20 protein-coding genes are annotated in these 18284 nt (G+C 72.2%); 16 read left to right on the top strand and 4 right to left on the bottom strand.

Going from position 1 to position 18284, the window contains the following annotated elements:
• Window positions 1–22: 22 nt before the first annotated feature.
• On the bottom strand, window positions 23–832 hold the full coding sequence (locus tag Q9S71_RS03225) for a hypothetical protein (protein ID WP_311860468.1): 810 nt from the start codon (window positions 830–832) through the stop codon (window positions 23–25).
• Window positions 832–1203 (bottom strand): hypothetical protein, encoded by a 372-nt coding sequence (locus Q9S71_RS03220; protein ID WP_311860467.1) that lies wholly within the window; start codon window positions 1201–1203, stop codon window positions 832–834. Before Q9S71_RS03220 ends, Q9S71_RS03225 begins: the two co-directional genes overlap by 1 nt.
• Before the next feature lie 91 nt (window positions 1204–1294).
• On the opposite strand from Q9S71_RS03220, the gene Q9S71_RS03215 reads away from it, so the two are divergent.
• The 4 genes from Q9S71_RS03215 to Q9S71_RS03200 all read left to right on the top strand — a co-directional run bounded on the left by Q9S71_RS03215 (window position 1295) and on the right by Q9S71_RS03200 (window position 4645).
• Complete coding sequence (locus tag Q9S71_RS03215; protein ID WP_311860466.1) at window positions 1295–1834, top strand: YaeQ family protein; 540 nt, start codon at window positions 1295–1297, stop codon at window positions 1832–1834.
• 90 nt (window positions 1835–1924) lie between these two features.
• Window positions 1925–2404, top strand: a complete 480-nt coding sequence (locus Q9S71_RS03210) for a transporter substrate-binding domain-containing protein (RefSeq protein WP_311860465.1) — start codon at window positions 1925–1927, stop codon at window positions 2402–2404.
• Window positions 2401–3381 (top strand): cation efflux transmembrane domain-containing protein, encoded by a 981-nt coding sequence (locus Q9S71_RS03205; RefSeq protein WP_311860464.1) that lies wholly within the window; start codon window positions 2401–2403, stop codon window positions 3379–3381. Before Q9S71_RS03210 ends, Q9S71_RS03205 begins: the two co-directional genes overlap by 4 nt.
• A 157-nt stretch (window positions 3382–3538) precedes the next feature.
• Window positions 3539–4645 (top strand): fatty acid desaturase family protein, encoded by a 1107-nt coding sequence (locus Q9S71_RS03200; RefSeq protein ID WP_422880346.1) that lies wholly within the window; start codon window positions 3539–3541, stop codon window positions 4643–4645.
• Between the two features lie 9 nt (window positions 4646–4654).
• Here the strand turns inward: Q9S71_RS03200 and Q9S71_RS03195 are convergent, their stop codons facing one another.
• Window positions 4655–5230: a nitroreductase family protein gene (locus Q9S71_RS03195; RefSeq protein WP_311860463.1), complete on the bottom strand. Its 576-nt coding sequence runs from the start codon at window positions 5228–5230 to the stop codon at window positions 4655–4657.
• Between the two features lie 57 nt (window positions 5231–5287).
• Here Q9S71_RS03195 and Q9S71_RS03190 point away from each other — a divergent pair, with 57 nt between their 5' ends.
• The 8 genes from Q9S71_RS03190 to Q9S71_RS03155 all read left to right on the top strand — a co-directional run bounded on the left by Q9S71_RS03190 (window position 5288) and on the right by Q9S71_RS03155 (window position 12273).
• Window positions 5288–5683: an SRPBCC family protein gene (locus Q9S71_RS03190; RefSeq protein ID WP_217529656.1), complete on the top strand. Its 396-nt coding sequence runs from the start codon at window positions 5288–5290 to the stop codon at window positions 5681–5683.
• 86 nt (window positions 5684–5769) lie between these two features.
• A complete protein-coding gene (locus tag Q9S71_RS03185; protein WP_311860462.1) occupies window positions 5770–7329 on the top strand; it encodes a carboxyl transferase domain-containing protein in 1560 nt (519 codons plus the stop codon).
• Window positions 7329–9293, top strand: coding sequence for an acetyl-CoA carboxylase biotin carboxylase subunit (locus tag Q9S71_RS03180; protein ID WP_311860461.1), 1965 nt, complete (start codon window positions 7329–7331; stop codon window positions 9291–9293). Before Q9S71_RS03185 ends, Q9S71_RS03180 begins: the two co-directional genes overlap by 1 nt.
• Complete coding sequence (locus Q9S71_RS03175; protein ID WP_311860460.1) at window positions 9290–9781, top strand: MaoC family dehydratase; 492 nt, start codon at window positions 9290–9292, stop codon at window positions 9779–9781. Before Q9S71_RS03180 ends, Q9S71_RS03175 begins: the two co-directional genes overlap by 4 nt.
• A complete protein-coding gene (locus Q9S71_RS03170; RefSeq protein WP_311860459.1) occupies window positions 9778–10569 on the top strand; it encodes an HpcH/HpaI aldolase/citrate lyase family protein in 792 nt (263 codons plus the stop codon). The genes Q9S71_RS03175 and Q9S71_RS03170 overlap by 4 nt, the downstream gene beginning before the upstream one ends.
• The gene (locus Q9S71_RS03165) at window positions 10566–11141 is read left to right on the top strand and encodes a TetR/AcrR family transcriptional regulator (RefSeq protein WP_311860458.1); all 576 of its coding nucleotides are present in this window, start codon (window positions 10566–10568) and stop codon (window positions 11139–11141) included. The genes Q9S71_RS03170 and Q9S71_RS03165 overlap by 4 nt, the downstream gene beginning before the upstream one ends.
• A gap of 125 nt (window positions 11142–11266) precedes the next feature.
• Complete coding sequence (locus tag Q9S71_RS03160) at window positions 11267–11962, top strand: SDR family oxidoreductase (RefSeq protein WP_311860457.1); 696 nt, start codon at window positions 11267–11269, stop codon at window positions 11960–11962.
• 2 nt (window positions 11963–11964) lie between these two features.
• The gene (locus tag Q9S71_RS03155; RefSeq protein ID WP_311860456.1) at window positions 11965–12273 is read left to right on the top strand and encodes a hypothetical protein; all 309 of its coding nucleotides are present in this window, start codon (window positions 11965–11967) and stop codon (window positions 12271–12273) included.
• 203 nt (window positions 12274–12476) lie between these two features.
• Here the strand turns inward: Q9S71_RS03155 and Q9S71_RS03150 are convergent, their stop codons facing one another.
• Window positions 12477–13646 carry an ROK family transcriptional regulator gene (locus Q9S71_RS03150; RefSeq protein ID WP_311860455.1) on the bottom strand — a complete coding sequence of 390 codons (1170 nt, stop codon included), beginning with the start codon at window positions 13644–13646 and terminating at the stop codon, window positions 12477–12479.
• Between the two features lie 93 nt (window positions 13647–13739).
• On the opposite strand from Q9S71_RS03150, the gene xylA reads away from it, so the two are divergent.
• Genes xylA through Q9S71_RS03130 form a run of 4 tightly spaced genes read left to right on the top strand, consistent with a single transcriptional unit; the run spans window position 13740 to window position 18100 of the window.
• The gene (xylA, locus tag Q9S71_RS03145; protein WP_217529638.1) at window positions 13740–14927 is read left to right on the top strand and encodes a xylose isomerase; all 1188 of its coding nucleotides are present in this window, start codon (window positions 13740–13742) and stop codon (window positions 14925–14927) included.
• Window position 14928: 1 nt separating this feature from the next.
• Window positions 14929–16329, top strand: coding sequence for a xylulokinase (xylB, locus tag Q9S71_RS03140; protein WP_311860454.1), 1401 nt, complete (start codon window positions 14929–14931; stop codon window positions 16327–16329).
• Window positions 16326–17027 (top strand): ThuA domain-containing protein, encoded by a 702-nt coding sequence (locus Q9S71_RS03135; protein WP_311860453.1) that lies wholly within the window; start codon window positions 16326–16328, stop codon window positions 17025–17027. The genes xylB and Q9S71_RS03135 overlap by 4 nt, the downstream gene beginning before the upstream one ends.
• Window positions 17006–18100: a Gfo/Idh/MocA family protein gene (locus Q9S71_RS03130; protein WP_311860452.1), complete on the top strand. Its 1095-nt coding sequence runs from the start codon at window positions 17006–17008 to the stop codon at window positions 18098–18100. The genes Q9S71_RS03135 and Q9S71_RS03130 overlap by 22 nt, the downstream gene beginning before the upstream one ends.
• The last annotated feature ends 184 nt before the right edge of the window (window positions 18101–18284 follow it).

Below are 18284 nucleotides of genomic sequence, written 5' to 3'. Positions count from 1 at the left end.
CGACGTCGGACGGCCGAGGCGGTCAGTTCGTCGCCTCGGCCGTCGGCGCGTCCGCGGAGAACACCTCGATGACACCGTCGCCGGCCACGAACTGCAGGCGCGTCCCCTCGGCGAACCTCTCCCGCAGCGCCGACGGCGCCTCGGGCCCGACGACGAAGGTGGCGGTGACGGAGAACGGCTCGACGCTGCATCCGCCGTATCCGCCCCAGATGCTGCCTTCCTCGCCCGCGGGCTCCCACGCCTGGGGTGGGAGCAACTGCATGCACCGGGTCACACCCGTACCGGTCGGCATGGATCCGACGACGGGGGTGATCTCGCCGATCGACTCGAACACGACGCCGTCGGCGGTGCCGCCGAGGTATCCGTCCGGCCATCCGCGGTCCTGATCCTCCATCAGGGTCGCGACGTGCCGTATGTCGGTCCCGGGCGGGACGGATGCCGCCGTCCACACCGGACGGCTCGTCACGGCCGCCGTCACTCCGACCGCCAGGGTCGCCGCCATCGCGAGCGACCCGACCCAGGCGAGACCCCTCAGGCGACGACGCCGACGTTCGTCGGCTGCGCGCTCTGCCTTGCGCGGGGTCGCCACGAAAGCGCGCGCGGCGTCCGCGGGGGAGACCGGCGGCAGCGGGGGAACCTCGGGGTGCGGCGTCGCTGCACGAACGGATGCGGGCACTTGGTCGACGACGGGCGGGTGATCCCGCTCCCGCCGCGCACGGCCTTCGAGCTCTTCCAGCCGCCGGCGCGCGGCGGCGTCGCCGGCCAGGCCGTCGCCCGGGCCGTAGGCCCGTGCCTGCAGCGCGCGGAGCTCGGACTGCAGGCTCTCGTCCATCAGAGACCGAGCGCTTCGGGATCGACCGAGCCGGCTTCGACCTCGACCTCTGCGAGCGACTTCGTCTGCAGGAACGTGCAGAGGATGGACACCATCGCGAGCTCGGCGGACAGCTCGAGGGTGCGCCCGGCATTCATCTTCAGGTCGGTCTCGCGCGCCTCGAACGTGATGCCCCAGTGGATGGACCCCAGCGGCTCGGGCTGGAGATAGGTCAGGGTCATCGAGTCGAGCAGGTTGAGGGCGATGAGGCCCGTGTCGCGGCCGTCGGCGCCGTCCTGGGGAATGACCTTCACACGCTCGCTGATCGAGTAACCCAGCGCGGCGAACTCCTCGAGCCACTGCTCGAGCATCTCCTGGCTGTGGAACGGCATGCGCGTGGCTCCTCGCTCTGGATCGCCGGTCGGGATGCGACCATTATGTCCCGTGACCGCGTCGCGGGGCATCCCGGCCTAGGCTCGTCGGATGGCCATCGGATCCACGATGCACACCTTCACCGTGCAGCTCGCCGACGTCGACCGCGGCGTCTACGAGGAACTCTCGCTCCGCCTCGCGCGGCACCCGTCCGAGACGGCGGCGAACGTCCTCCTGCGTGTGCTCGCGTACTCCCTCGAATACGAGGAGGGCATCGCGTTCAGCGAGGGCATCGCCGCGACGGATGAACCGGCCGTCCTCGTCCGCGACGCGACGGGACGCCTGACGGCGTGGATCGAGGTGGGGGCTCCGGATGCCGCGCGACTCCACACCGGCAGCAAGGCGGCCGGCCGCGTGGCCGTGTACACGCACCGCGAGCCGAATCGCCTGGCCCAGGCGTGGGCGGGCAAGACCATCCATCGCGGCGCCGACATCCCGCTCTACAGCTTCGAGAAGGACTTCGTCGAGGATGCGGCGTCGGCTCTCGAGCGACGCAACGCCGTGACGGTGTCCGTGACCGAGCGTCAGCTCTACCTCGACGTCAACGGGCGCTCGTCGTCGTCGGCGATTGCCGAGCAGCCGGTCGGCTGACCTCCCGCCGCGGTGCCGTCGACCGCACGGCTGTCAACCCCGGTGAGGGCGGTTCCGGCGCCTCTCTAGGGTGACGCAGAGGAGGTTCGGATGTCACGTCGAGCGCAGGCGGCCGTCGCCGCATCCCTCATCGTCGCCCTGGGGCTCGCAGGCTGCGGGGTCCGACCCGCGGACACCGACGGCACGCTGGATCGTGTGGCCGAGAGCGGCGTGCTGCGGGCGGGGGTGACCGAGAACCCGCCGTGGACCTCAACCGGCGACGGCCGGGCATCCGGAAGCGAGGTCGCGCTCCTCGAGCGGTTCGCGGCGCGGCACGGCGCCGCCGTCGAGTGGCGCGCGGGCACCGAAGAGGTCCTCGTCGACGCGCTCCACGCCGGGAGCCTCGATGTCGTCGTGGGCGGACTCACCGACGCGACGCCGTGGAAGGATGACGCGGCAGTCACGGATGTGTATCGCGAGACGACGAGTCCCTCGGGCGAGGTCGAGAAACATGTCATGCTGACGCGAGCGGGCGAGAACGGGTTCCTGATGGAGCTCGAGGTGTTCCTCCGCGAGGAGGCCCGCGGATGAGGCGCGACGCGCTCCGGGACGGCCTGGACGACGACGGTCGACGCGCACTGCGCAGCGCTGTGCGCATGGAGTGGGCGACGATCGCCTTCCTCGCCGTCGCGATCCCCGTCGTCGGCGTCGTGACCGGCAGTTCGCAGGCGATGCGCGCCGCGTGGGTCGAGGACATGCTCTCGCTCGCCCCGCCCCTCGCCTTCCTCGTCGCCGTGCGGGTGATGGCGCGCGCCGCGAACCCGCGCTACCCCTACGGCTACTTCCGCTCGGTCGGGGTCGCCCACCTCGTGGCCGGAGTGGCGTTGTTCGCCATGGGATCGTTCCTCCTGGTCGACTCCGCGCTGACCCTCGTCCGCGGCGAGCGCCCGCCCATCGGCTCGGTCGAGGTGTTCGGCCAGTCCGTGTGGCTCGGCTGGTTCATGATGGCCGTCATGGCGGCGACGATCCCGCTCCCCATCTGGTTCGGGCGGGTCAAGATGCGGCTCGCTCGGCAGCTGCACAACAAGGTGCTCTATGCCGACGCCGACATGAACAAAGCGGACTGGATGACGGCGGTCGGCTCGATCGTCGGGGTCGGTGGCATCGGTCTCGGGATCTGGTGGGCGGATGCGGCGGCGGCGATCTTCATCTCGGGCAGCATCCTCTGGGACGGCGTGAAGAACACGAAGGGCGCGATCACCGACCTCATGGACACACGGGCGACCACCTTCGACGACGCGAAGCCGCATCCCGACATCGACCGGATCCATGACCACCTGTCGTCGCTGCGCTGGGTCGACGAGGTACGCACCCGCACCCGCGATCAGGGTCAGTTCTTCCACGTCGAGGCCTTCGTCCGGCCGCGGAAGGGGCGGATGCCGCGGCTCGCGGAGATCGAGCAGGCGCAGGCCGAGTGCCGTGGACTGGACTGGAAGATGCACGACGTCGTCATCGTGCCGGTGCGCACCTTCCCCGAGATCGCGTCCGCGCGCTCGGGGGAGAGCTGACCCCCGAGTCTGGGCGGGGCCTGGCAGTCCCGTGGGGAACGTCACTGCATTCCGCGCCGGCGATGAACCTCGCCGTAACGTGGCCCTCAGCGATCGGCATCCGTCTGTTGCTTTCGTCTCCGCCCGCAGCGGACACCCGATTCCAAGCAGGTGCCCCATCGCTTCATCCGTCGCCGACTCGCGTCTCGGTCCCGTCCGTCAGACGTACGCCGGAACCGATCAGTTCCCTCCCATGGCGAAGGCGTTCACCGACGTCTCGCGCATCGTCCGCGAGACCGGGCTGCTGCGCCGGACGCCGATCTTCTACCTCGCCGTCGGCGTCGCCCTGCTGCTCGCCTTCGGCGGCGCGGTCACCGGCTTCATCCTGCTCGGCGACACCTGGTACCAGCTGTTGATGGCCGGCGCTCTCGGCATCATCTTCACGCAGGTCGCGTTCCTCGCCCACGAGGCGGCGCATCGTCAGATCTTGACCTCGGGCCCCGCCAACGACCGCCTCGCACGCATCCTCGCCGCCGGGGTCGTCGGGATCAGCTACGCGTGGTGGACCGGCAAGCACACGCGTCATCACGCGAACCCGAACCGCGTCGGCAAGGACCCCGACATCGAGATCGACACGATCTCGTTCCTCGATGCCGATGCCGCATCGGCCCGCGGGATCCGCCGCGCCATCACGAAGCGGCAGGGGTGGCTCTTCTTCCCGCTCCTGACCCTGGAGGGGCTCAACCTGCATCATCTGGGCCTGAAGTACCTCTTCACCGAGAAGGACGTCAAGGCGCGCTGGCTCGAGATCGGCATGATCATCGTGCGGCTGGCCGTCGTCGCTGTCCCGGTCTTCCTGCTGCTGCCGCTCGGAATGGCGTTCGCCTTCATCGGCGTGCAGCTCGCCGTGTTCGGCGTCTACATGGGAGCGTCCTTCGCGCCGAACCACAAGGGGATGCCGGTCATCGCGGCCGACGCCAAGCTCGACTTCTTCAGCAAGCAGGTGCGCACGTCGCGCAACATCCGCGGCGGCTGGTGGGCGACCTGGCTGATGGGCGGCCTGAACTACCAGGTCGAGCACCACCTCTTCCCGAACATGCCCCGCCCCCACCTCTCGAGGGCGCGGGAGATCGTCCGCGAGCACTGCGCGACCCTGGGCGTGCCGTACACCGAGACGAGCCTCGGCCGGTCGTACGCGATCGTCATCGATTACCTCAACCGGGTGGGTCTGGCCGCGCGCGACCCGTTCGACTGCCCCGTCACCGCGACGATGCGTCGCGGCTGACGTCGCACGTCAGCGCGGCAGAGCGCCGAGGAACGGCTCGGGATCGAGCGGTTTCCTCGGCGCTTCGTCGATCCGGGCGCGCAGGTCGGGGTCGATGCTGCCGACGTAGAGCCACCCCATGAGCAGCTCGTCGTCGGCGAGACCGTGCAGCGCGCGGACCTCGGGGGAGTTCACGAGCAGCCCCGTCCGCCACATGACACCCCACCCCGCCCGCCACAGCGCGAGCTCGAGGAGGTGAGCCGCTCCGGCGGCGGTCGCCTGCTGCTCCCAGACGGGGACGGCGGGGTGCGGCTTCGGGCTCGCGACGACCGCGATGAGGAGGTCGGCGCGGAAGGGCTTGCCGTTGCGGTCGCCCGGTTCGCGTTCCACTCCGGCGGCGGCGTCGAGCGCCTCGCCCAGGCGTGCGCGGTCGTCGCCGCGGAGGGTGATGAGACGCCAGGGTCGCAGCGCCTTGTGGTCGGCGACGGGGGTGACGGCGGCGAGCAGGTCGCGCAGGTGGTCGTCGGTGGGCGCGCCCGGCCCGACCTTCGCGAGCGACCGCCGCATCGCCATCGCCTGCAGCACGGGGTCGTCGAACGTCGTCATCCCTCCATCCTCGTCGCTCCCGGTGCGGGTGTCTCCGCTCCGCGGTAGCCTCCCGGCATGACCTGGCCCGCGCTCCATCTCTCCCGCCCGATCGGGCGGCCACCGAGCGAGGTGATCGCCTTCGCCGGCGACCCCGCGAACCTGCCGCGCTGGGCGGCGGGGCTGAGCACCGGCATCCGTCACGAGGGCGGACGCTGGCTCGCCGACTCGCCGATGGGCGACATCGGGGTCGCGTTCCCGGGGCCGGTCGAGGCGGGCATCCTCGATCACGACGTCACCCTGCCGGACGGCACCGTCGTCCACAATCCGATGCGCGTCCTGCGCAACGACGACGGCAGCGAGGTCGTCTTCACGCTCTACCGCCGCGACGGGGTGACCGACGCGGAGTTCGCGGAGGATGCCGCGGCCATCGAGGCCGACCTCGAGTCGCTGCGGGCGATCCTCGAGGCCTGACCCTTCCGAAGCGGCGATCGCGGTGTTATCGTTCCTTCGGTTAGCGAACGTTAACTGAAGCATTCTCTTCGGAGGTGCCGTCGACGATGACAGCCCCCACGTATCCCGACCTGATCGCCGAGCTCGAGCGTCGCCGCGCGGACGCCGCGCGCGGTGGCCCCGAGCGGGCCCGGGAGCGCCACACGGCGCGCGGCAAACTCCTCGCCCGCGACCGCGTCGACACGCTGCTCGATCCGGGCAGCCCGTTCCTCGAGGTCGGGGCGCTCGCGGGGCTCGACCTGTACGACGACGAGTGTCCCGCCGGTGGTGTCGTCGCGGGGGTGGGGCTCGTCCACGGTCGCCACGTCATGGTCGTCGCGAACGACGCGACGGTGAAGGGCGGCACCTACTACCCGATCACCGTCAAGAAGCACCTGCGCGCGCAGGAGATCGCGGCCGAGAACCGGCTGCCGTGCATCTATCTCGTCGACTCGGGCGGCGCGTTCCTGCCGATGCAGGACGAGGTCTTCCCCGACCGCGACCACTTCGGGCGCATCTTCTACAACCAGGCCCGGATGTCGCGCGACGGCATCCCCCAGATCGCCGCCGTGCTCGGCTCGTCGACCGCCGGCGGCGCGTACGTGCCCGCGATGAGCGACGAGACCGTCATCGTGCGCAACCAGGGGACGATCTTCCTCGGCGGACCGCCGCTCGTGAAGGCGGCGACCGGCGAGGTGGTCTCGGCCGAGGACCTCGGCGGCGGCGACCTGCACACGAAGGTCTCGGGCGTCACCGACCACCTCGCCGAGAATGACGAGCACGCGCTGCAGATCGTCCGCGACATCGTCGCGACCCTCCCCGCCCCGGCACCCCTGCGCGAGCAGCCCGAGCCGGTCACCCCACCCGCGGCCGATCCGGCCACGCTCGCGGACGTCGTCCCCGTCGAACTCACGACGCCCTACGACGCCCGCGAGATCGTCGACCGGATCGTCGACGGCGGCTCGTGGCACGAGTTCAAACGCGAGTACGGCGAGACGCTCGTGACCGGCTTCGCGCGCCTGCACGGTCACCGGGTGGGCGTGCTCGCGAACAACGGCGTGCTGTTCGGGGAGTCGGCGCTGAAGGGCGCGCACTTCATCGAGCTGTGCGACCAGCGCGGCATCCCGCTCGTCTTCCTGCAGAACATCACGGGCTTCATGGTCGGGCGCGAGTACGAGTCGGGCGGTATCGCCAAGCACGGCGCGAAGATGGTGAACGCGGTCGCGTGCGCTTCGGTGCCGAAGCTCACGGTCGTCGTCGGCGGCTCGTTCGGCGCCGGCACCTACTCGATGTGCGGGCGGGCGTATTCGCCGCGGTTCCTGTGGCTGTGGCCCGGGGCGCGGGTGTCGGTCATGGGCGGTCCGCAGGCGGCATCCGTCCTCTCCACCGTCCGCCGCGAGCAGATCGAAGCGCGCGGTGAGGAGTGGTCGACGGACGACGAGGCGGCGTTCCAGGCGCCGATCCGTGCGCAGTACGAGGTGCAGGGCAGCCCGTACTACTCGACGGCGCGCCTCTGGGACGACGGCATCCTCGCCCCCGCCGAGACGCGCGACGCCCTCGGCCTCGCCCTGGACGTCTGCCTGCGGGCGCCCTTCGACGCGCCGGGCTACGGCGTCTTCCGGATGTGATGCGCATGTTCTCCACCGTCCTGGTCGCCAATCGCGGCGAGATCGCCTGCCGCGTCATCCGCACACTGCGGGAGCTCGGCATCCGCTCGGTCGCCGTCTACAGCGATGCGGATGCCGGTGCCCGCCACGTCGCGCTCGCCGACGAAGCCGTGCGCCTCGGTCCCGCGCCCGCCGCGCAGAGCTACCTCGACATCGACGCGGTGATCGCCGCGGCCCGAGCGACGGGGGCGGAGGCGATTCACCCCGGTTACGGGTTCCTGTCCGAGAACACCGCCTTCGCGGCGGCGTGCGAGCGGGCCGGGATCGTCTTCATCGGGCCGAGCGCCGACGCGATCCGCACGATGGGCGACAAGATCGCCGCCAAGCACGCCGTCGAGGCGCGCGGCGTTCCGACGGTGCCCGGGGTCGCCCGTGCAGGCATGTCCGACGACGAGCTCATCGCCGCGGCGCCCGAGGTCGGCTATCCGCTGCTCATCAAGCCGTCCGCGGGCGGCGGGGGCAAGGGGATGCACGTCGTGACGGATGCCGCGGCCCTGCCGGCCGCGCTCGCCGCCGCCCGCCGTGAAGCGGGCGCGAGCTTCGGCGACGACACCCTGTTCCTCGAGCGCTACGTCGACACCCCGCGGCACATCGAGGTGCAGGTGCTCGCCGATGCGCACGGCAACGTCGTGCACCTGGGCGAGCGGGAGTGCTCGCTGCAGCGTCGGCACCAGAAGGTCATCGAAGAGGCGCCGTCGCCGCTGCTCGACGAGGCGACCCGCGCGCGCATCGGGCGGGCGGCGTGCGAGACCGCGCGGAGCGTCGACTACCGAGGTGCGGGGACGGTCGAGTTCATCGTGGCGGCGGACCGCCCCGACGAGTTCTTCTTCATGGAGATGAACACCCGCCTGCAGGTCGAGCACCCCGTCACCGAGGAGGTCACCGGCATCGACCTCGTCGCGGCGCAGCTGCGGATCGCCGCGGGGGAGCCGCTCGGGTTCGGGCAGGACGACGTCGTGCTCACGGGGCACAGCATCGAGGCGCGGGTGTACGCGGAGGATCCCGCGGCGGGCTTCCTGCCGACCGGCGGACGCGTCGTGCGGGTCGTGCACCCGGTGGGCCCCGGCATCCGGGTCGACAGCGCCCTCGCCGACGGGCTCGACGTGTCGGTCGACTACGACCCCATGCTCGCGAAGGTCATCGCCACGGGCCGGACCCGCGACGAGGCGCGACGCCGGCTCGTCGCCGCCCTCGGCGACACCGCGGTGCTCGGGTTCGAGACGAACCTCTCGTTCCTGCGCGCGCTGCTCGAGCTGCCGGCGGTGGCGGCGGGCGAACTCGACACGGGGCTCATCGCCCGCGAGCTCGACGGGCTCGTCGCGACGGGCGATCCGGACGACGTGTTCGTCGAGGCGGCGCTGCTGCTCGACGCCGCCGTCCCCCGCGGGGACGATCCGTGGCACCGGGCGGACGGGTGGCGTCTGGGTCCACCCGCGCCGCGGCGGTACCGGCTGGCGGCCGGCGGCGAGGAGCGCGCGGTCGAGCTCGTCGGCGACCGGGTGATCGTCGGCGGGACGGAGGTCGCGGCGTCCGTCCGGGACCTCGGCGACCGGTTCGCGGTGCAGGTCGGCGATCGCAGCGCCACGGTCGTCGCGGCCGTCCAGGGCGACGCCCTGTGGCTCTCGCGCGGCGGACGCGCGCGCGAGGTGCGCCGGGTGAGCCTCGACCACCGCCGCGACGCGGATGCGTCGGCCGTGCCCGAGCTCGTCTCGCCCATGCCGGGCGTCGTCGTGATGACGTCGGTCGCCGACGGCGCGGTGGTGTCGGCCGGTGACGCCGTGGTCGTCGTCGAGGCGATGAAGATGGAGCATGTCGTCCGGGCCGAGGTCGCCGGTACGGTGGCGCTGCGGGTCGCGACGGGCGACAGCGTGGGCCGCGGGCAGACGCTCGCCGTCGTGATCCCGACGCAGGAGGAGAACCCATGAGTGAGGACGTGCCCCGGCGCATCGTGCAGCGCGGGCTGTACTTCGAGGAGCTCGAGGAGGGCGCCGTCTACGTACACAGCCCCGGCCGCACCGTGACCGAGGCCGACAACGTGCTGTTCACCACGCTGACGATGAACACGCAGTCGTTGCACCTGGATGCCGCATGGGCCGAGCAGACCGAGTTCGGCGAGCGGCTGGTCAACAGCATGTTCACCCTGTCGACGCTCGTCGGCCTGTCGGTCGCGCAGCTCACGCAGGGGACGATCGTCGCGAACCTCGGCTTCTCGGAGGTCACCTTCCCCGCCCCCGTGCGGCACGGCGACACGCTCTACGCTGAGACCGTCGTCGCGTCGAAGCGCGCGTCGACGTCGCGACCCGGGCAGGGGATCGTCGAGTTCGTGCACACGATGCGCAACCAGCACGACCAGGTCGTCGCGACCGCGCGACGTTCGACGCTCATGCGGATGTCGCCGGAGGCCGCGGCATGACCCTCGGCCCCGCGCTCCTGTTCTGCCCCGCCGACCGTCCCGAGCGGTACGCGAAGGCGCTCGCCGCCGCCGACACCGTGATCCTCGACCTCGAGGACGCCGTCGCGCCGGAGGGCAAAACGGCCGCGCGGACGGCGCTCGCGGCGGCGGACGTCGACGCCGATCGCGTGATCGTGCGGGTGAACCCGGCATCCACTCCCGAACTCGCGCGCGACCTCGCGGCTCTGCAGGGCACGCCGTTCCGTCGGCTGATGCTCGCGAAGGCCGAGGAGACGGCCGAGGTCGACGCCCTCGACGGGTACCGGGTGATCGCGCTCTGCGAGACGCCGCGCGGGGTCGAGAACGCGGGCGCGCTGGCGCGGCATCCGCTCGTCGACGCACTCATGTGGGGCGCTGAGGACCTCGTCGCCGGCATCGGCGGACGCTCGAGCCGCTTCGACGACGGGCGCTACCGCGACGTCGCACGGTACGCGCGCTCGCGGGTGCTCATCGCCGCCGCGGCGGCGGGGGTCGACGCGATCGACGCCGTGCACCTCGACATCGCCGACACCGCCGGGCTCGAGGACGAGGCGCGGGATGCCGCGGCCTCGGGGTTCGCGGCGACCGCCTCCATCCATCCGTCCCAGGTCGAGGTCATCCGCCGTGCCTACGCGGCGAGCCCGGACGAGGTCGAGTGGGCCGAGGCGGTGCTCGACGAGGCGACGCGGCAGCCCGGGGTGTTCCGGTTCCGCGGACGGATGATCGACGAGCCCGTGCTGAGACAGGCGCGGCGGACCCTGTCGCGATGACGACCTGGCGGGCGACGCAGAAGGCGAACCGGCGGGCCGAGCTGATGGCGTCGGCCGCGCGGCTGTTCGCCGAGCGCGGCTTCGCCGCCGTCTCGACCGCCGACCTCGGCGACGCCGTCGGCATGAGCGGTCCGGCGCTGTATCGGCACTTCGCGAGCAAGGAGGCGCTGCTCTGCGACCTGCTGCTCGACGCGAGCGAGCGGCTGCTCGAGGGTGGGCGCGCGCTGACGGCCTCGGGCGGGGACCCGCGGCAGGTGTTCGAGGCGCTCATCGCGTTCCACCTCGAGTTCGCCACGAGCGACGCGGACGTCATCCGGGTGCAGGACCGGGAGCTCGCCAACCTGCCGGCGGACGTCAACCAGCAGGTGCGGCGGCTGCAGCGCGAGTACGTGCGGGAGTGGGACAGGCCGTTCGCGGCGCTCCGCCCCGACCTCGCCGACGCCGAGCGCGAGACGCGGCTGCTCGCCGCCTTCGGCCTGCTGAACTCGACCCCGCACTCGGCCGCGCCGAGCGCAGACCGGGCGGGCGGCATCCTGGCCGGCATGGCCCGGCGCGCGCTGCTGGGCGACTGAGGCGGCGTCGCGTCGGTTCGCCGTGTCGGTTCGCGAGGAGATGACGGTTGCCGAGGAGGTTTTCGACCCGATCGGTCCTCGGGAAGCCGCATCTCCTCGGGAACATCCGATGACAGGATGAGGGGATGCCGCACACCATCGTCCTCACCGGTGCCGGATCGGGCATCGGGCAGCTCCTCGCCGAGCGCCTGACCGAGCGGGGCGACCGCCTCGTCCTCGTGGCGCGCGACGCCGACCGGGCGGACGATCTCGCGGCCGAGCACCCCGGGGCCGCGATGATCGTCGCCGACCTCGCGCAGCCCGCATCGCTCGCCGCGGCCGTTGCGGCATCCGATCTTCCCGATGGGATCGACGCGGTCGTGCACGCGGCGGGGATCGTCGACCTCGGGCACGTCGAGGACCTCACGGTCGACTCGTGGCAGGACCAGCTCGCGGTCAACCTCGTCTCGCCCGCCGAACTCACGCGCCTGCTGCTGCCGCGCGTGCGCGCCGCGCGGGGACAGGTGCTGTTCGTGAACTCCGGTGCCGGCCTCACCGCCCACCCGCAGTGGGCCGCGTACGCCGCGTCGAAGCACGGGCTCAAGGCGCTCGCCGATGCGCTGCGCGGCGAAGAGGCCGCCCACGGCGTCCGCGTCACGACGGTCTACCCGGGTCGCACCGCGACGCCGATGCAGGCCCAGGTCCACGCGCAGGAGGCGAAGGACTACGACGCGGATGCCTGGATCCAGCCGGCATCCGTCGTCACCGCCGTGCTCACCGCCCTCGACCTGCCGCGCGACGCCGTCATCACCGACCTGTCGGTCAGACCCGGCCCCCGCTGACGATGCTCCGGACGGCGACCGTTGAGGATGCCGCGGCGCGCGACCGCGAGCCGATGTGGCGGCGGCTCGTCGCCGCGGACGAGAGACCAACGGGGTTCCTGCACGTGCGGCTCGGGGCGACCGTCGAGCTGGTGAGCCTGTACGTCCTGCCGGACCTTTTCGATCGGGGGATCGGGTCGGCCCTCCACGAGCGGTTCGACGAGATCCGCGGCGGTCGCCCGGCGGAACACGCGCGCGGTCGGCGGGCGACGGACCGCACGCGCGACGGCGTCGCCGGCATCCCGTTCGTCACCTGGCGTCTCGGCGACTGACGCCGTCGGCGGCGGATCCCGGGCCGTTCTCCGGATGGATCGCCTCGAGGGAGGCATTGCGGGGCACGTTCCTCGCATCCCTCCGGAGAACGGTTCGCCGTTGGTGTGCCGAGCGCAGGTTCAATGCTGCATACGGGGGTGTCGACGCGCCCCGGGGGCATCTCACCCTGCATCCGGCACACGCGGCGAGAACCGCGCGCCGCTCAGACGGGCTGCGGGTTCGCCAGCACGCGTTCGAAGACGGCTTCGGCGGCGCCGATGAGCAGGCGGTGATCCGCCAGGCCGGCGGGCAGGATCCGCAGGTCCTCGCCGCAGGCGGGCATCGCCTGCGCGCGCACGGCCTGCTCGAGGGCTGCGACGTCGAGTCCCGCGAGCACCGCGAGGAAGCCGCCGAGCACGACGGCGGAGGGGTTCAGCACGTTCACGGCGTTCGCGAGTGCGGTGGCCAGGATGCGGCGCTGCCGCTCGACCTCTCCCGCGACCGACGGGGTGTCGATCTGCGCCGCGAGCGCGTCGCCGAGCTCGCGGTCGTCGCCGCGGCCCAGTCCCACGACCGACAGCAGTCGAGCGCGGCTGACCTCGTCCTCCAGGACGCCGTCGCGGGCTCGCCGGTCGGCGAGGGTGGCGATGCCGGGGCGGTTCTGCCCGAACTCCCCGGCGTAGCCGCCGGCGCCCACCACCGGCATCCCGTTCACGATGATGCCGCCGCCGATGCCGCTCGCGCCGCCGTTGAGGTAGACCGCGTTGTCGATGCCGCTCGCGGCGCCGAAGAGGTGCTCGGCGACGGTGCCGAGGGTGGCGTCGTTGCCGACGACGACGGGGATGCCGGTGGCCGCCGCGACGACGTCGCGCAGGGGCACGTCGACCCAGCCGAGGTGCGGCGCGTCGCGGACGAGGCCGTCCTCGACCCGGACGAGCCCGGGCACGGCGAGTCCGACGCCGAGGATGCGGGCGTCCGCCAGCTCGGCTCGGCGCCAGGTCGCGATCTGCGCGGCGACGAGGTCGGCGGTCGCCTCGGGGGTGAGGAGGTGCTCCTGCGGCAGGTCGACGACGGCGCGGATTGCGCGGTCGAGCCCGACGGCGGCGATCTCGAGCGCGTCGACCTCGGGGTTGACGGCGATGGCGACGACGGCGGGGTCGACGCAGACGACGGGGGAGGGGCGGCCGACGCGGTGCGAGGGGTCGGGTGCGCGCTCGACGACGAGGCCGAACGAGACGAGGGTCGCGACGAGGTCGGCGACGGTCGACCGGTTCAGTCCGGTCGACTCGGTGAGCGCGGCGCGGGACTGCGGGCCCTCGCGGTGGACGATCCCCAGGATGCTGCCGAGGTTGGCGCGCCGGACGGATTCGACGGTTCGCCCTTGCTCGGTCACGGACCCACCATAGCCATCACGTGGGGTTTGTGGCGGCGGCGCGCCTGGTATACGTTGCTGCTAACAACAATTAATGGTTCGCGAAGGAGCGACATGGTCACCCCCACCCCCGCAGACAAGTTCAGCTTCGGCCTGTGGACCGTCGGCTACAACGGCACCGACCCCTTCGGCGGACCGACGCGACCCCCGCTCGACACCGTCCACGCCGTCGAGAAGCTTGCTGAGCTCGGCGCCTACGGGCTCACCTTCCACGACGACGACCTGTTCGCCTTCGGGTCGAGCGACGCCGAGCGCCAGCGCGAGATCGACCGCCTCAAGGGCGCCCTCGACGCGACCGGGATGATCGTCCCGATGGTCACGACCAACCTCTTCAGCGCGCCCGTGTTCAAGGACGGCGGCTTCACCGCCAACGACCGCGACGTCCGCCGCTTCGCCCTCCGCAAGGTGTTCCGCCAGCTCGACCTCGGGGCCGAGCTCGGCGCCAAGACCTTCGTCATGTGGGGCGGCCGCGAGGGCGCCGAGTACGACTCCGCGAAGGACATCCGCCAGGCGCTCGAGCGGTACCGCGAGGCCGTCAACCTGCTCGGCGACTACGTCACCGACAAGGGCTACGACATCCGCTTCGCGATCGAGCCGAAGCCGAACGAGCCGCGCGGCGACATCCTGCTGCCGACACTGGGTCACGCGATCGCCTTCATCGACTCGCTCGAGCGGCCCGAGCTCGTCGGCCTCAACCCCGAGGTCGGTCACGAGCAGATGGCGGGTTTGAACTTCGCCGCCGGCATCGCCCAGGCGCTCTACCACGGCAAGCTCTTCCACATCGACCTCAACGGGCAGCGCGGCATCAAGTACGACCAGGACCTTGTGTTCGGCCACGGCGACCTGCACAACGCGTTCGCGCTCGTCGACCTGCTCGAGAACGGCGGCCCCGGCGGCGTCCCCGCCTACGAGGGCCCGCGTCACTTCGACTACAAGCCGAGCCGCACCGAGGACGAGACCGGCGTGTGGGAGTCCGCGGCCGCCAACATGCGCACCTACCTGCTTCTCAAGGAGCGGGCGCAGGCGTTCCGCGCCGACCCCGAGGTGCAGGAGGCCCTCGCGGCCGCCAAGGTCGATGAGCTCGCGACGCCGACCCTGAACCCGGGCGAGACGTACGAGGACTTCCTCGCGGACCGCTCCGCGTACGAGGACTTCGACCCGAGCGTCTACCTCGGCGGCAAGGGCGGCGGCTTCGTGCGGCTGCAGCAGCTGGCGACCGAGCACCTGCTGGGCGCACGCTGACGTGACGCTCGTCATGGGCGTCGACTCGTCGACGCAGTCCTGCAAGGTCGTCATCGTCGACGCCGCGACCGGGGCGGTCGTCCGCTCCGGTCGCGCGTCGCACCCCGAAGGCACGGCGGTCGATCCCGAGGCCTGGTGGTCGGCCCTGCAGGGCGCGATCGCGGATGCCGGAGGCATCGACGACGTCGAGGCGTGGTCGATCGGGGGCCAGCAGCACGGCATGGTCGCGCTCGACGCGGCGGGCGCGGTGGTGCGCGACGCGCTGCTGTGGAACGACACGCGCTCGGGGCAGGCGGCATCCGATCTCACGGCCGAGTTCGGCGCCGAGACGCTCGCGCAGCGCACGGGTCTGGTGCCGGTTGCCTCGTTCACGATCACGAAGCTCCGCTGGCTGCGCGACGCCGAGCCCGACAATGCAGCACGGGTGGCGGCGGTCGCCCTGCCGCACGACTGGCTGACGTGGCGCCTGCGCGGGTTCGGTCCCGGGAATCCGCAGCTCGACGAGCTCGTCACCGACCGCTCGGACGCCTCGGGCACCGGCTACTGGGACCCCGCGTCGGACGGCTACGACCGCGACCTGCTCGCGGGGGCGCTCGGTCACGACGCGGTGCTGCCGCGCGTGCTCGGCCCGCTCGAGTGGGTGACGGATGCCGCCGGCCGCCGCGTCGGGCCGGGTGCGGGCGACAACGCCGGCGCCGCCCTCGGCGTCGGTGCGACGGCGGGCGACGTCGTCGTGTCGATCGGTACGTCGGGCACGGTCTTCGCCGTCAGTGACACCCGGACGATCGACCCGACCGGGACCGCGGCCGGGTTCGCCGATGCGACGGGACGGTTCCTGCCGCTGGTCGCGACCCTCAACGCGGCGCGCGTGCTCGACGCCGTCGCGCGTCTGCTCGGCGTCGACCACGACGGTCTCACCGATCTGGCGGCCGCCGCCGAGCCCGGAGCCGGCGGTGTCGTGCTCGTGCCCTGGTTCGAGGGGGAGCGCACGCCCAACCTGCCCGCGGCGCGCGCGTCGCTCGACGGTCTGTCGCTCGAGAACACGACGCGGGAGAACCTCGCCCGCGCCGCCGTCGAGGGCATGCTCGCAGGCCTCGCGACGGGGCTCGAGGCGATCCGGAGCCTCGGTGTCGCCACCGAGCGGGTGCTGCTCGTGGGCGGCGCGGCGCGCAACCCCGCGGTCGCCGCCGTCGCGGCGCAGGTGTTCGACGTGCCCGTGGCCGTGCCGTCGCCGGGGGAGTACGTCGCCCAGGGCGCGGCCCGCCAGGCGGCCGCCGTGCTCGCCGGGTCGTGGCCGGAGTGGCCGGTCGAGATGGACCGGGATGCGGCATCCGACCCCCGTCCCGAAGTGCGGGAGCGCTACGACCGCGTCGCCGCGCGACGAGCGGCGGAGCTGCGGTGACGGGCCGGCGCGCGCTCATCGTCCGCGGCGGCTGGGACGGGCACCATCCCGTCGCGGCGACGGACATGTTCCGCCCGTTCCTCACCGAGAACGGCTTCGAAGTACGCGTAGAGGAGTCCAACGAGGTCTACGCCGACGCCGCCGTGATGGCCGAGACCGATCTCGTCGTCCAGGCGGTCACGATGTCGTCGATCTCGGATGCCGCGGTGAAAGGGCTCCGCGCCGCCGTCGAGGCCGGCACCGGTCTCGCCGGCTGGCACGGCGGGATCGCCGACTCGTACCGCGGCAGCTCGGACTACCTGCAGCTCGTCGGCGGCCAGTTCGCGACCCACCCGGGCCGGCATCCCGACGAACGGCCGGGCGACGAGCGCGACAACTACCTCGACCACACCATCGAGATCACCGACCTCGGCCGACGTCACGAGATCACCGCCGGCGTCGACGACTTCGTCCTGCACACCGAGCAGTACTGGGTGCTGCACGACGACCTCATCGACGTCCTCGCCACGACGACGCATCCGACGCAGGACTACCACCCGTGGCATCGCCCGATCGTGAGCCCGGCGGTCTGGACCCGCCTCTGGGGCGCCGGTCGCGTCTTCGTCGCCACCCCGGGCCACACCCCCGAGGTGCTGGCCGATCCGCACGTGCGGACCATCGTCGAAAGGGGACTGCTGTGGGCGGCCCGCACTCCGTAGGGATCGTCGGTCTCGGCGTCATCTCCCGTCAATACCTCGACCTGTTCGCGGCGAGCTCGTCGGTGCGGGTCGCGGCGGTGGCGGACCTCGACAGCGAGCGCGCGGCCCAGGTGGCGGCTGCCGTCCCCGGTGCCCGGGCGCTCAGCGTCAATGAGCTCATGGCCGATCCCGAGGTCGAGACGGTGCTGAACCTGACGGTGCCCGCCGCACACGCCGACATCGCCCACGCGGCGATCGCGGCCGGCAAGTCCGTGCACGGCGAGAAGCCGTTGGCCCTGCATGTCGCCGATGGACGGGCGATCCTGGATGCCGCGTCCGCCGCCGGCGTGCGGGTCACCTCGGCCCCCGACACGGTGCTCGGCACCGGCATCCAGACGGCGCGTCGGCTCGTCGACGACGGGGTCATCGGCCGGCCCATGGCGGCCAGTGCGACGTGGGTGTCGCCGGGTCACGAGCTGTGGCACCCCGCGCCCGGGTTCTACTACGCGCCCGGGGGAGGACCCCTCTTCGACATGGGGCCGTACTACCTCACGAGCCTCGTGCACCTGCTCGGACCGATCGTGGCCGTCACGGGCGCCGCGCGGCGCGCACGCGCGGAACGCACCATCGCGACGGGTCCTCGGGCCGGTGAGCGGATCGAGGTCGAGGTCGACACGCACGTGAGCGGGCTCCTCGAGCATGCCGGCGGCGCGGTGTCGACGATCGTGACGAGCTTCGACGCGGTCGCGACGACATCCCCGCCGATCGAGGTGCACGGCGACCGGGGATCGCTCGTCGTGCCCGACCCGAACATGTTCGACGGCGAGGTCCGGCTGAACGAGCTGGGCGACGACGGGTGGCGTGCAGTCCTCGCCTCGGCCGGGTACGAGGGCTCCGGCCGCGGCATCGGGCTCATCGACGCCGTCGCGGCGGGCGGGCCCGGCCGCGCGAGCGGCGCGCTGGCCCTGCACGTGCTCGACGCGATGGAGAGCCTGCTGCGGTCGTCGGCCGAGGGGCGTCGCGTGACTCTCGACACGGCCGTCGAGAGGCCACCGCTCGTGCCGTTGACACCCGCCGCACAGTGGTCGCGATAGCCGCGCCAACCTGCACTTTCCGCGCGAACTGAACGCCGCCCCGCCGACCGGACGGGGCGGCGTTTTCGTGTGACCGAAACGTGATGTTTGACGCTGCCCCGATCGAGCGTTATCTTCGTATCGAAGCGGTTCGACGGGTGTTCGACGGCGAACGAGGGAAGCGCTTCGATCACGAAGGAGTGAG

The sequence above is a fragment of the Microbacterium gawkjiense genome (assembly GCF_031932225.1).
Classification (GTDB): Bacteria; Actinomycetota; Actinomycetes; order Actinomycetales; family Microbacteriaceae; genus Microbacterium; species Microbacterium gawkjiense.
The sequence above is the reverse complement of the archived record's forward strand: the minus strand, read 5'-3'. Positions and strand labels throughout refer to the sequence as shown.